Below are 12255 nucleotides of genomic sequence, written 5' to 3'. Positions count from 1 at the left end.
GTCACGCCCCTTCGGGGGACGGCGAGCGGGGTGGGGCGGACTCCGCGGTGGCGGAGTCCTTGCCCGGCAGCGGGAGCGCGAGAAGCGAAGCGGCGGCGCCGGGAGCGGTCGCCCGTGCGATGTGTCTCATGCGGTGTGTGGTCCCCTCCCCGGTGGACCGGAGGGGTGTCTCCACCCCACGGCCCGCCCCCCAAACAGCACGGTCACGTGTCGCGGTGTGTGTCCGTGCCGCTCTGACGGGTCACATAGTGGTGCTCATCTGGGGGATCTGTGCTGATTCTGTGAAACCTGGCGGAAAAAGGAGGACACCGGTTCCGCTGCGGGCGAGGGCACGCGGGCGGCGGGTGACATGAGCCCCGAGCCAAGACCTCCGGGGAGCCGTGGCCGCTCAGAGGGGGTGGCGACCGGCGCGGGCGCATGGCGGCGCGGTACCCGCGCCGGCCGTGGGCGGGCTCCCACGGCGCGTGCGGCACCCGCCCTCCGACCGTCTGGAATCGGCCAAACACGTACCGGCGAGGATGCGGCGGTCCTCGCCGGTAAGCGCGTGCTGACCTGCATGGCAAGCGCATTCCTGGCCGGAGCAGGGGGAGCGGAACAGGGCGTGTTCGCGGGTGAGGGCCTGTCGCCCTTGCCTGTCGTCCTTCCTTCGTACTCGCGCCCGGGGCGCGGTGGGGCGGTGGCGGTGGAAGCGGCGGCGGGTGTCTTCAGGCGGTGTCCGCCCGGACCGCCGCCACCGCCTTGCGCGCGGCCACCAGGACCGGGTCCCACACCGGGGAGAACGGCGGCGCGTATCCGAGGTCGAGTGCCGTCATCTGTTCCACCGTCATGCCCGCCGTCAGCGCGACCGCCGCGACGTCCACCCGCTTCCCGGCGCCCTCGCGCCCGACGATCTGCACCCCGAGCAGCCTGCCCGTGCGCCGCTCGGCCAGCATCTTCACCGTCATCGGCGCCGCGCCCGGGTAGTAACCGGCCCGGTTGGTCGACTCGACGGTCACCGCCACGTACCGCAGCCCGACCGCCCGCGCGTCCTTCTCCCGCAGGCCCGTACGGGCGATCTCCAGGTCGCACACCTTGCTGACGGCCGTGCCGACCACGCCGGGGAACGTCGCGTACCCCCCGCCCACGTTCGCGCCGATGACCTGTCCGTGCTTGTTCGCGTGCGTGCCCAGGGCGATGTGCCGCTCGCGCCCCGACATCAGGTCGAGGACCTCCACGCAGTCCCCGCCCGCCCAGATGTCCTCGTGGCCGCGCACCCGCATCCCGAGGTCGGTCAGCAGACCGCCGTGCTCGCCCAGCGGCAGCCCCGCCTCGCGGGCCAGCTCGGTCGCCGGGCGCACCCCGAGACCGAGGACCACCACGTCCGCCGGATACTCGGCGTCCCGCGTGGCCACCGCCCTGACCCGCCCGTCGTCCCCGGTGCGGATCTCGGTGACCTCGGCGCCGTTGACCATCTTGATGCCGAGCCCCGTCATCGCCTTGTGCACGAGGCGGCCCATGTCCGCGTCCAGCGTCGACATCGGCTCCTCGCCGCGGTTGACCACCGTCACGTCGTAGCCGCGTTTGATCAGCGCCTCCGCCATCTCGACGCCGATGTAGCCCGCGCCGACGACGACCGCGCGGCGCCCCTCGGTGCGGGCCAGGGTGTCGATCAGGGCCTGGCCGTCGCCCAGGGACTGCACACCGTGCACGCCGGGGGCGTCGATGCCGGGCAGCGGCGGCCGCAGCGGCCGGGCCCCGGTGGCGATGACGAGCTTGTCGTACGCCGTCCAGTACTCCTCGTCCGCTTCGAGGTCACGGGCGAGCACGCGCCGGCCCGCCACATCGACGCGGCGCACCTCGGTGCCCGTCCGCAGGTCGATCGCGCGCTCCCGGTGCTCCTCGGGGGTGCGCGCGACCAGCTCGTCCCGCTCCCCGACGTCGCCGCCCACCCAGTACGGGATGCCGCAGGCGGAGTACGAGGTGAACCGGCCGCGCTCGAACGCGACGATCTCCAACTCGTCCGGGCCCTTGAGCCTGCGCGCCTGGGACGCCGCCGACATGCCGGCGGCGTCCCCTCCGATGACCACCAGTCGCTCTCGTGTGCTGCTCATACGGACACGCTACGGCGGGCCCGCCCGGCGGCCGACACGGGGCGCGGGCCGCTCAGTCGTCCCGCCCCCGCGGCGCCGGGCGGCGCGCCAGGCGCGGGCGCAGGACCCGCAGCCACAGCAGGAACGCCGCCGCGGCCACCACCGCGAACGGCAGGACGGCCGCCAGGGCGATCGCGATCCAGCGCAGTGCCGTGACGAACACGTCCCAGCCGCCCCCGAGCGCGTCGCCGAGCGTCGGGTCCTCGTCCTCGTCCCCGTCGTCGACCTGCGGCGCGCCCTCGGTGAGGGAGAGGGTGATCGTCGCCATGGTGGTGCGGTCCTTGAGCGAGGCCCGCTGGGCGAGCAGCGACTCCAGATCGGCCTGACGGGAGCTCAGCTCTCCCTCCAGGGTGACGACGTCGCTCAGCTCGGTCGCCTTGTCCATCAGCTTCCGCACCCGCGCCACGCTCGCCCGCTGCGACGCGACGCGGCTCTCGACGTCCACGACCTGATCGGTGACGTCCTGCGCCTTCGCGCGGCGGTCGAGCAGCTTGCCGGTGCCTTCGAGGGCGGTGAGGACCTCCTCGTACGAGTCCTGCGGGACCCGCAGCACGACGCGGGAGCGCTCGCGGCCCTCGTCGTCGCGGGAGGTGTTCTCGTCGCCCACGAGGCCGCCCGCGTCCTCGGCCGCCGCCCGCGCCTCCTCCAGCGCCTTCGGCACGTCCTTGACCCGCACGACGAGCGTCGCGGTGCGGATGATGTGCATGCCGGCGGGCTTCGGCGGCTTCTGCTCGCGGGACTTGTCCGCCTGCGCGCCCGCGGCGCCCTCCGGGCGATCCGGCCGGGCGGCCGGTCCCGCCGCCTTGTCGCCCCCCGAGCCGCTGCTGTCGCTGTCGCCCGCGCTGCATCCGGTGAGCGCCAGCGCGGCCGCGAGCAGGACCCCGGAGAGGGCCCGGGCTGTGCGGTGCCCGGCTGTGCGGTGCCGTGACCTGCTGGACGTGTGCATCGACGTACCCCCGAAAAGTGTGGCCGGTGATGCTTCTACGACGCGGGAGAGGGCGAAACGGTGGCTGCCGGCAGGTCCCGATGCGGTCACGGTCGGGACTCGGCGGTCTGAGAGAGTGGGGACATGCGCGAAACGGACACACGCACGGGCGACCGCCACGCCGTCGTCATCGGAGGCGGGATCGCCGGCCTGGCCGCCGCGCACCGGCTCCTGGCCGGCGACCCGACGACCCGCGTGACCCTCCTGGAGGCCTCCGCCCGGCTCGGCGGCAAGCTGCACGCGGGCGAGATCGCCGGGGTGCGCGTCGACCTCGGCGCCGAGTCGATGCTCGCCCGCCGCCCCGAGGCCGTCGCCCTCGCCCGCGAGGTGGGCCTCGCCGACCGCCTCCAGCCGCCCGCCACCGCGACCGCCGCGATCTGGACCCGGGGCGCCCTGCGCCCCATGCCCAAGGGCCACGTCATGGGCGTGCCCGGGGACGCCGCCGCCCTCGCCGGGGTCCTCTCGCCGGAGGGAGTGCGCCGCGTCGAACGCGAGCGCGAGCTGGCGCCCACCGAGATCGGCGACGACGTCGCGGTCGGGGAGTACGTCGCCGCCCGCCTGGGCCGCGAGGTGGTCGACCGCCTCGTGGAACCGCTGCTCGGCGGGGTCTACGCCGGGGACGCGTACCGCATCTCCATGCGCTCCGCCGTCCCCCAGCTCTTCGAGGCCGCCCGCACCCACGCCTTCCTCACGGACGGCGTCCGCGACATCCAGGCCCGCGCCGCGCACAAGCAGCAGAGCGGCCCCGTCTTCATGGGCATCGACGGCGGCATCGGGCAACTGCCGCTCGCCGTCGCCGAGTCGGTCCGCGCGCGTGGCGCCCGGATCTGCACGGACACGCCGGTCACGGAGCTGCGCCGGACCGGCGACGGCTGGCGCGTGGTCACCCCCGACGGCGTCCACGAGGCCGACGCCGTCGTCCTCGCCCTGCCCGCGCCCGCCGCAGCGAAGCTCCTGGCCGTCGAGTCCCCGGCCGCGGCCGCCGAGCTGCGCACCGTCGAGTACGCCTCGATGGCGCTGATCACCCTCGCGTACAAGCGTGCCGAGACCGACCTTCCCCAAGGCAGCGGTTTCCTCGTGCCGCCCGTCGACGGGCACACCATCAAGGCGTCCACCTTCGCGAGCCGCAAGTGGGGGTGGATCGACCGGCAGGACCCCGGGCTGCTGGTCCTGCGCACCTCCGTCGGGCGCCACGGCGACGTGGCGGACCTCGCCCGCGACGACGCCGACCTGGTCGACATCTCCCGCCGCGACCTGCGCGCGGCCACCGGACTGACCGCCGAGCCCGTCGCCTCCCGCGTCTCCCGCTGGGACGACGGCCTGCCGCAGTACCCCGTCGGCCACCACGCGCGCGTGGCCCGCATCCGCGCGCACGTCGCCGCGCTGCCCGGCCTCGCGGTGTGCGGGGCGGCCTACGACGGTGTGGGCATTCCCGCCTGCGTCGCGAGTGCCAACGCGGCCGTCGACCAGCTCGCGGGGGACCTGACCGGTGTGGAGCGGCTCACCCGCGACCCGGTGCAGAGCCTGCACGGCGGCGGAGGAGAATAGCCCCATGAGTGACGACGCCCCCGCCAAGACCCCCAACGCCGGCAAGAAGGCCAAGGACCTCAACGAGGTCATCCGCTACACGCTGTGGTCGGTCTTCAAGCTGCGTGATGTGCTCCCCGAAGACCGGAGCGGCTACGCCGACGAGGTCCAGGAGCTGTTCGACCAGCTCGGCGCCAAGGACATCACGGTCCGCGGCACCTACGACGTCTCCGGTCTGCGCGCCGACGCCGACGTCATGATCTGGTGGCACGCCGAGACCGCCGACGAGCTGCAGGAGGCCTACAACCTCTTCCGCCGCACCAAGCTGGGCCGCGCCCTGGAGCCGGTCTGGTCGAACATGGCGCTGCACCGCCCCGCCGAGTTCAACAAGTCGCACATCCCGGCGTTCCTCGCCGACGAGACGCCCCGCAACTACGTCTCGGTGTACCCCTTCGTGCGCTCCTACGACTGGTACCTGCTGCCGGACGAGGACCGCCGCCGCATGCTCGCCGACCACGGCAAGATGGCCCGCGGCTACCCCGACGTGCGCGCCAACACCGTCGCCTCCTTCTCCCTCGGCGACTACGAGTGGCTGCTCGCCTTCGAGGCCGACGAGCTGTACCGCATCGTCGACCTCATGCGTCACCTGCGCGCCTCCGAGGCCCGGATGCACGTACGCGAAGAGGTGCCGTTCTACACCGGCCGCCGCAAATCCGTGGCGGACCTCGTGGCCGGCCTGGCGTAACCCCCCCCAAGGGCCCCTGACCTCAGAGGGCCCTGGGACGCTCCGCCACCCGCTCGCCGGACCGCGGCTTCGGCTCCCCGTGCGGTGCGCACCCCGCGCCCCGCGCCGGGAGCCGGCCCTCCAGCAGGTACGCCTCCAGGTGCCCGTTCACGCAGGCGTTGGGGCCGCCCGCGATGCCATGGGTGCCCGCGTCGCGTTCGGTGACCAGGACCGAGCCCGCCAGCCTGCGCTCCAGCTCCAGCGCCCCCGTGTACGGCGTCGCCGCGTCGCGCTCGGCGGCCAGGATCAGCGTCGGCGGCAGCTCGCCGGGCGCCGTCGCCACGTCGACCGGCTGCTGCCGGGGCGCGGGCCAGAAGGCGCACGGCAGGTTCATCCACGCGTTGTCCCAGGCCTCGAAGGGCGCCACGCGCGCCAGCGAGGTGTTGTCGCGGTCCCAGGTGGCGAAGTCCGTCGGCCACGCGGCGTCGTTGCACTCGACGGCGGTGTAGACGGCGTTGCCGTTCTCCTCCTCGACCGCGCCGCGCGGCTCGGGCGCGGCCTGCTCGATCAGCGGCTTCGGATCGCCCTTCAGGTACGCGGAGAGGGCGGCGGCGCGCGCCGGCCAGTAGTCGTCGTAGTACCCGGCCTTGAGGTAGGCGGCGTGCAGCTGACCGGGGCCCACCTTGCCGCCCGCCGGCTTTCGGGCCAGCGCGGCGCGCACCGCCCGGTAGCTGTCCTGGACCCGCTGGGGCGTCGCGCCCAGCCGGTAGGTCTTGTCGTGCTTGGCCACCCAGGCCCGGAAGTCCGCCCAGCGTCGCTCGAAGGCCAGCGACTGGTCGAGGTTGTTGCGGTACCAGATCTGCTCCGGCGCCGGGTCGACCGCCGAGTCGAAGACCATGCGGCGCACGTGCGAGGGGTAGAGCGTGGCGTACACGGCCCCGAAGTAGGTGCCGTACGAGGCCCCCATGAACGTCAGCTTCCGCTCGCCGAGCGCGGCCCGCAGCACGTCCAGGTCGCGTGCGTTGTTCAGCGTCGTGTAGTGCCGCAGGCCGGGGTTGCGGGCGGCGCACCCGAGCGCGTACGCCTTCGCCCGCGCGACGCGCTCGCGCTTCTCCGCCGCGTCGGGGTGGACCGCCGCCGAGGTGGGCGCCTTGGTGAACTCCTTCGGGTCCTGGCAGGACAGCGGCGCCGAGCGGCCGACGCCGCGCGGCGCGTAGCCGATGAGGTCGTACGCCGCCGCGATCCTCTTCCACTCCGGCATGGCGCCGAGGATCGGGAAGTACATGCCGGAACCGCCGGGCCCGCCGGGGTTGTAGACGAGTGCCCCCTGCCGGGTGACCGCCCGGCCCCCGTCCTTGCCCGGTGCCTTGCCCCTGCTGACGGTCAGTCTGATCTGCTCGCCGTCGGGCCGGGCGTAGTCCAGCGGTACGGAGACCGTGCCGCACCGGACGAAGGGCGGCAGGCCCTCGGCCTTGGCGCAAGTGCCCCAGCGGATGCCGGTGGCCTCGGCGCGCTGCGCGGCGACGGCGGTGCCGCGGTCCTCGGGGGAGGGCGGGGCGTCGCCCACGCCGTGCGCCGGGGCGGCGACGAGGGCGGTCAGGACCAGGGATCCGGCGGTTCCGTAGCGGGCGGCTGCTGCTCTCATCGCGCGTGTCCACCTCTTCTGTTCTGCCATGTGTTCAAGGCGATCTTCGAACAAAAGGGATGATTCGTGTGATATTCGGAGAAGTAAAGCACCGGTCGCCGGTGTCGGGTTCAAAGCCCCCCGTGCGCGGTCTCCCTCCGCCCCCGTCCGCTGAACGCCTGCCGCAGCCCCGGGTCGGGGACCGCGCGGACCCCGTGCACGGCCACGGCGGTGAGGTGGTCGCCGCGCGGGGGCAGCGTGCCGAGCAGCCGCTGCCCGGCGGGGGAGGCCCACCGCGGATACGGGTGCGCCTCGACCCGGGCGATCGCCAGGCAGCCCGCGCACAGGAGCAGCGGCAGCCCGAACCAGACGGCTACGGGCACCTGCCCCGCGCTCTCGGGCCCCTGCCCGGGCAGCAGGGCCGCGGTGGCGCCGAGCGCGAGCACCGCCACCGCCGCCGCCCGCACCTGGCGCACGGCGGCCGCGACGCCCGAAGCGGCTCCGTCCGGGACGGCCAGACCCGCGGCGACGAGCCGGTCCGCGAGCGCCCGCACGGCGTCGGTGGTGGCCGCGCCCCGGCGTATCGGCGCGATGCGCGACTGGCCCGCCGGGCCGATCGCACCGAGCACCGAACGCTCCATCTCGTCGCGGCCCACCGGGTCGACCACCGTCGCCCATCCGGTGTGCGCGATCAGCAGTCGCCGGGCCCCCGCCATCGCCACCAGCGTCACCTCGGCGACGCGGTCGGGGCCACCGGAGAGGAACGCCGTCTCGTAGAGGGTGAGTTCGCGCCCGCGCGGCGCGGCCCGCTCCTGGTCGGCGGCGCGGCTCGCGGCCAGGCAGAGCCGGCCGCAGGCCAGGGCGGTCACGGCCCAGGCGAGAAGGAAGAGGGGGACCCAGAACATGGCGGTGTTCTATGCGAGGCCCCCCGCTCGTGGCCAGGGATTTTCACCATGTGGACACCGGGTGACCGGTGGACCACGTTCCGTTGGCGGGAGTCGGCAGGAGCCAGCAGGAGTCAGCAGGCCTCATCAGGAGGAGGACGAGCTGCCGCAACTCGACCCGCCCCCGCCGCTGGAGCACGAGGAGCCACCTCCGCTGCTGGAGCAGGAGGAGCCGCTGGAGCAGGAGGAGCCGCTGGAGCACGAGGAGCCGCCCCCGCCGCCCGAGCACGCGGAGCCGCCGCCTCCCGAACAGGCCGATCCGCCACCGGAGCAGGCCGACCCGCCCCATCCGGAGCAGGCCGAACCGCCCGCCCCGCCCGAGCACGCGAACCCGCCGACCGTGACCCACAGGTTCGGGTTCTGGGGCGAAGGGGTGTACGGGCCGCGGACCGGCGCCGCCCGCCCCCGCAGCCGGGCGGCGGTGACCAGTTGGGCGCGCAGGTCGGGGTGGGCCGCCGCGAGGCCCCGGGTCGCCACGAGGTGCCCGGCGCCCGTGAGGTGCCGCGAGGAGGCGACGTACTCGTCGAGCGCGCGGCGCCCGGCGGACGTGAGCTGCTTGTCGGTGATCCACAGGCAGATCAGGGCGGTCGCGACACCGGCGACGCCCGCGGGCAGCATGCGCACGATGGCGTCCAGCACCTCGTCACCGCTGCCCGGCTCCGGGGGACCGCCCGTGTACTCCATGAGGGTCAGTACGGCGGCCACCACGAAGCCGAAGATGCTCAGGAGGAGCTGGACCCCGGCCCATTGCCGGTATGTGCGCCGCGGCCCCGGCAGCATGAGCAGGCCGCGCGCCGCGAGCGCGTCGCCGGTCTCCCGCACCGGCCCGCTGTGCGCGACGGCCGTCCGCAGCCAGTGCAGCGCGCCGCTGGGCGCCGCGCGGTGGGCGTCGACGACGGCCTGCTCCGCGGTGTTCCTCGCCGTCGGCCGGGGAATGCCGACGACACCCGGCCCGGCCACGACCAGGCGGCCGTCCTCGTGCAGGCCCGCGATCAGCGCGTCGGCGACCCGGGCGGGCCCGCCGGAGAGGAACGCGGCCTCCAACGTGCCGCGCACGAAGTCCCCGTGGTCGTCGTCGCCGTGGCCGCTGCCCCGCCCGGCCGCCGCCACGCCCCTGATCAGCGCGGCGCAGGAGAGCGCGACGGCGATGGTGTACAGCACACCCGCGATGCCCATGTCCGTCACCGCCCCAGCAGGACGCGGCGGGTGGCGTGCAGCAGCCGGGCGGCGGGCCGCCGGGCCAGCGGCGCGGGCCCCGAGCGCTCCAGCCACCAGTGGCTCAACCGCCGCCTGGCGTCGGCGTCCTCGGGCCGTCCGGCGAGCAGCAGGTGCTCGGCGAAGCCCAGCGCGTCCTGGCGGTAGCCGCCCGTCATGGGGCGGGAGCGGGCGTAGGCGAGGAAGGCGGGGCGGTACCCCGCGCCGAGGATGCCGGGCAGCTCGGGCGCCACCTTCGCGACGACCTCGGCCCGCTTGGCGGCCAGCGCGCGGCTCTGCACCTTCAGCCGCGCGTGGTCGAAGCCCTCCGGTGCCGGGGTGCCCGCGACCAGGGCGGAGAGCAGGGCCGCCTGGGCGAGGGCGGTGCGCTGCCGGGCGGCCCCGGGCGCGGGCGGGACCTCCTCGCGCCTGCCGGGCAGGTCGGCGGCGGGCAGCTCGCCCGAGGCCTTGACCGTGGCCCGGATCGCGTCCAGCTCCCGCTCCAGCTCGGCGGGTGCGGGGAAGTTCTCGTCCCGCTCCAGGAGGACGCCCGGCGGACTCACCCGGGAGGCGAGGTCGGCCAGGATCGCGAGGACCGGCTCCGGCACCGGGTGCGCGTGGCTGTCGTGCCAGACGCCGTCCCGCTCGAAGCCGCCCGCCACATGGACGTACGCGATGGCCTCGACCGGCAGTTCGTCCAGGGCCCGCGCCGGGTCCTCGCCGCGGTTGACGTGGTTCGTGTGGAGGTTGGCGACGTCGATCAGCAGCCGTACGCCCGTCCGCTCCACCAGCTCGTACAGGAACTGCCCCTCCGTCATCTCCTCGCCGGGCCAGGAGACCAGCGCCGCGATGTTCTCGACGGCGAGCGGCACGGGCAGCGCGTCCTGCGCGACGCGGACGTTCTCGCAGAGCACGTCGAGCGCGTCGCGCGTGCGGGGCACCGGCAGCAGGTGCCCGGCCTCCAGGGGCGCGGTGGCGGTGAGGTCGCCGCCGGCGCGCACGAACGCGATGTGCTCGGTGACCAGCGGCGCCCCGAGCGCCAGGGCCCGCTCGGCGAGCGCGGTCAGCCGCCCCTCGTCGGGGCGGTCCGCGCCGCCGAGCCCGAGGGAGACGCCGTGCGGCACGACGGTGACGCCGCGCTCGCGCAGCCGCAGCAGGGAGTCGGGCAGATGCCCGGGACACACGTTCTCGGCGACGGCCTCCACCCAGTCGATGCCGGGCATGGCCTCGACGGCGTCCGCGATCTCCGGCCGCCACCCTATTCCGGTCCCCAGACGGCGCATGCCGCTCCCCCTTTTTCTCGTCCCCCGGTCCCCCGTGCTCACGTCTTACACCCGGCGTGAGCGGCCGAACCCCGCGAGAGAGACGTTCAGAGCTACATTTGAGGTTCCGGCCGCCCCGTGTTGACCTGGCCCGGTGGGGCGGGTGAGGGGCGGGAGGTGGTGGAGATCTCACCGCTGGGCCCGGCGGGCACGGGCTCGCGGGGGGTGCTCCCGGAGGGCGGGGGAGGCCCGGAGGGGCTCGCGGTGGCGTTCGACGCGGCGCCGTTCGCGATGTCGTCGAAGTCGACGAGCCCGGTGGCCTCCAGCATCGTGATGTGGTCGAGGACGGTCTGGTTGGCGTCCGTCGCGAGCTGGCGGACCAGGGAGTTGCGGGTGGTGTCGCGCACCTGGGCGATCACGGCGAACACCTTGCCGTGCGAGACGCGCAGCAGGTTCGCGAACTTGCGCTGGTACGTCTCGCCGCTCGCCTCCGTCAGCTCCCTGAGCCAGCCCTGCTGCTGCTCGTTGGGCTGGTTGGGCAGCTCCACGCCCAGCTTCCCGGCGGCGATGCGGACGCGCTGGTCGAGATCGGTGTGGCCGACGATGAGATGGTCGCCCGCCTCCTTGACGGCCTCGGTCGGCGCGCGCTCGACGGCCTGCTGGCCGGCCGGTATCTCCCAGAGCCCCGCCAGCCGCACCTTCACCAGCAGATCCCGGTCGGCCGCCGAGAGCGGCCCCCACTGTGTGGGCACCGACCCGGCGGCCAGATTGGCGGGCCCGGTGCCCGAGCGGTCGGCGTACGACCACACGGGGAACGCGATCGCGCCCAGTGTGGCGACGAGTGCCGCGATGATCAGAGCCGTGCCGTTGACGCGCCGCAAGGTGCCTCCCGTGGTGCTCCGGTGCCGCCGGTGATACCGGGGAGTACGGAAGATACGGGTGGGGCGTTCAATCCCGCGAGCACGCGAACGGAACGGCCGGTCAGCGCCCGCGCAGGCCCGGGTGGTCCGCGACGACCGTCGCGGTGCCGGGCCGGATCTCGGTGAAGCCCGCGTCGCGCACCACCGGCAGTCCCAGGGCGGTGAGTTCGCGCCAGTGGGCGGCGTCGGGGGTGCGCACGGACAGCGGGAAACCGGCGTCGCGCCACGCGGCGCGGTCCTCGTCCGACAGTTCCCACCAGGCCAGTTGGGCGCCGTGGCCCGCCTGCGCCATCGCCTTGCCCGCCGACATGGCGACCTCGGGGTTCATCCACAGGACGGGGTGCGCGGGGTCGGCGCCGGCCGGTGGCTCCGGGTCGTCCAGGTCGGTGCCCGACACCTGGAGGCGCGCCAGGTCCTTGGGCCAGCCGTCCAGCGGTACGGGCGGGAAGACCCGGACCTCGGCCGCCTTGCCGGTGACGGTGATGCCGGGCAGCGCCTCGGCCCGGCGCCACTCGGCGCCGCGCGCCCTGCGGACCACCTTGCGGATGCGGGCGTCCTGCCAGTCCCGCACGGCCTGCGCCCACACGCCGTCGCCGAGGGAGCGCGCGTCGCTCAGCATCACCAGTACGGCGCGGGCGGCGGTCTCCAGGGCGTCGGTGCGGGCCGGGGGAGCGGCGCGTTCGATGCGGGCGACGAGGGGCAGCACGAACTGCGGTGCGTCGTCCCGCGAGGCGCTCTCCCGGCGGAAGGGACTGTCCTGGCCGACTGCGGGCGCCGGGGCGTGCCGGGGGTGTGCGCCGTCGGGCGTGTCGGGGGTGGTGGTCTCGTCGCTCACCCGCCCCAGTCTGCCAGGCGGAAGATCCCCGGGACGCCGCCCGCCCGGGCGCCGGGGACCGCCACGAGGGGCCGCGCGGGCGTGCGCAAGGATGGCCCCCATGGAACAGGA

General features: G+C 74.9%; 11 protein-coding genes. 2 read left to right on the top strand and 9 right to left on the bottom strand.

What is annotated here, in order from left to right; genetic code table 11:
• Position 1: 1 nt before the first annotated feature.
• The 3 genes from ACZ516_RS29160 to ACZ516_RS29150 form a co-directional block, all read right to left on the bottom strand.
• Positions 2-130: a hypothetical protein gene (locus ACZ516_RS29160; RefSeq protein WP_469012467.1), complete on the bottom strand. Its 129-nt coding sequence runs from the start codon at positions 128-130 to the stop codon at positions 2-4.
• Positions 131-704: 574 nt separating this feature from the next.
• Positions 705-2090: an FAD-dependent oxidoreductase gene (locus ACZ516_RS29155; protein WP_469012466.1), complete on the bottom strand. Its 1386-nt coding sequence runs from the start codon at positions 2088-2090 to the stop codon at positions 705-707.
• Between the two features lie 52 nt (positions 2091-2142).
• Entirely contained in the window at positions 2143-3075 is a 933-nt protein-coding gene (locus ACZ516_RS29150) for a DUF4349 domain-containing protein (protein WP_469012465.1), read from the bottom strand.
• A 123-nt stretch (positions 3076-3198) separates the two neighbouring features.
• Here ACZ516_RS29150 and hemG point away from each other — a divergent pair, with 123 nt between their 5' ends.
• Positions 3199-4662, top strand: coding sequence for a protoporphyrinogen oxidase (hemG, locus tag ACZ516_RS29145; protein ID WP_469012463.1), 1464 nt, complete (start codon positions 3199-3201; stop codon positions 4660-4662).
• 4 nt (positions 4663-4666) lie between these two features.
• A complete protein-coding gene (gene hemQ / locus ACZ516_RS29140; protein ID WP_358911010.1) occupies positions 4667-5386 on the top strand; it encodes a hydrogen peroxide-dependent heme synthase in 720 nt (239 codons plus the stop codon).
• A 22-nt stretch (positions 5387-5408) separates the two neighbouring features.
• Here hemQ and ACZ516_RS29135 read toward each other — a convergent pair whose 3' ends face one another.
• The 6 genes from ACZ516_RS29135 to ACZ516_RS29110 form a co-directional block, all read right to left on the bottom strand.
• Positions 5409-7010, bottom strand: a complete 1602-nt coding sequence (locus ACZ516_RS29135; RefSeq protein ID WP_361077060.1) for an alpha/beta hydrolase — start codon at positions 7008-7010, stop codon at positions 5409-5411.
• A 110-nt stretch (positions 7011-7120) separates the two neighbouring features.
• The gene (locus ACZ516_RS29130; protein WP_469012461.1) at positions 7121-7894 is read right to left on the bottom strand and encodes a TIGR04222 domain-containing membrane protein; all 774 of its coding nucleotides are present in this window, start codon (positions 7892-7894) and stop codon (positions 7121-7123) included.
• A gap of 126 nt (positions 7895-8020) precedes the next feature.
• Entirely contained in the window at positions 8021-9109 is a 1089-nt protein-coding gene (locus ACZ516_RS29125) for a TIGR04222 domain-containing membrane protein (protein WP_361077066.1), read from the bottom strand.
• A 5-nt stretch (positions 9110-9114) separates the two neighbouring features.
• Complete coding sequence (locus ACZ516_RS29120; protein WP_361077069.1) at positions 9115-10410, bottom strand: MbnB/TglH/ChrH family RiPP precursor modification enzyme; 1296 nt, start codon at positions 10408-10410, stop codon at positions 9115-9117.
• Positions 10411-10502: 92 nt separating this feature from the next.
• Positions 10503-11270, bottom strand: a complete 768-nt coding sequence (locus tag ACZ516_RS29115) for a DUF4142 domain-containing protein (protein ID WP_358586693.1) — start codon at positions 11268-11270, stop codon at positions 10503-10505.
• A 100-nt stretch (positions 11271-11370) separates the two neighbouring features.
• Complete coding sequence (locus ACZ516_RS29110) at positions 11371-12144, bottom strand: aminoacyl-tRNA hydrolase (RefSeq protein ID WP_361077073.1); 774 nt, start codon at positions 12142-12144, stop codon at positions 11371-11373.
• Positions 12145-12255: the final 111 nt, after the last annotated feature.

Source organism: Streptomyces sp. NPDC034037, assembly GCF_055575715.1.
Note: the sequence above shows the minus strand (reverse complement) of the source record. Positions and strands in the feature narration are given on the sequence as shown.

Bases quoted from the DNA above. Each gene is read 5' to 3' on its own strand.
- ACZ516_RS29160 (WP_469012467.1), bottom strand. From the start codon at position 130: ATGAGACACATCGCACGGGCGACCGCTCCCGGCGCCGCCGCTTCGCTT.
- ACZ516_RS29155 (WP_469012466.1), bottom strand. From the start codon at position 2,090: ATGAGCAGCACACGAGAGCGACTGGTGGTCATCGGAGGGGACGCCGCC.
- ACZ516_RS29150 (WP_469012465.1), bottom strand. From the start codon at position 3,075: ATGCACACGTCCAGCAGGTCACGGCACCGCACAGCCGGGCACCGCACA.
- hemG (WP_469012463.1), top strand. From the start codon at position 3,199: ATGCGCGAAACGGACACACGCACGGGCGACCGCCACGCCGTCGTCATC.
- hemQ (WP_358911010.1), top strand. From the start codon at position 4,667: ATGAGTGACGACGCCCCCGCCAAGACCCCCAACGCCGGCAAGAAGGCC.
- ACZ516_RS29135 (WP_361077060.1), bottom strand. From the start codon at position 7,010: ATGAGAGCAGCAGCCGCCCGCTACGGAACCGCCGGATCCCTGGTCCTG.
- ACZ516_RS29130 (WP_469012461.1), bottom strand. From the start codon at position 7,894: ATGTTCTGGGTCCCCCTCTTCCTTCTCGCCTGGGCCGTGACCGCCCTG.
- ACZ516_RS29125 (WP_361077066.1), bottom strand. From the start codon at position 9,109: ATGGGCATCGCGGGTGTGCTGTACACCATCGCCGTCGCGCTCTCCTGC.
- ACZ516_RS29120 (WP_361077069.1), bottom strand. From the start codon at position 10,410: ATGCGCCGTCTGGGGACCGGAATAGGGTGGCGGCCGGAGATCGCGGAC.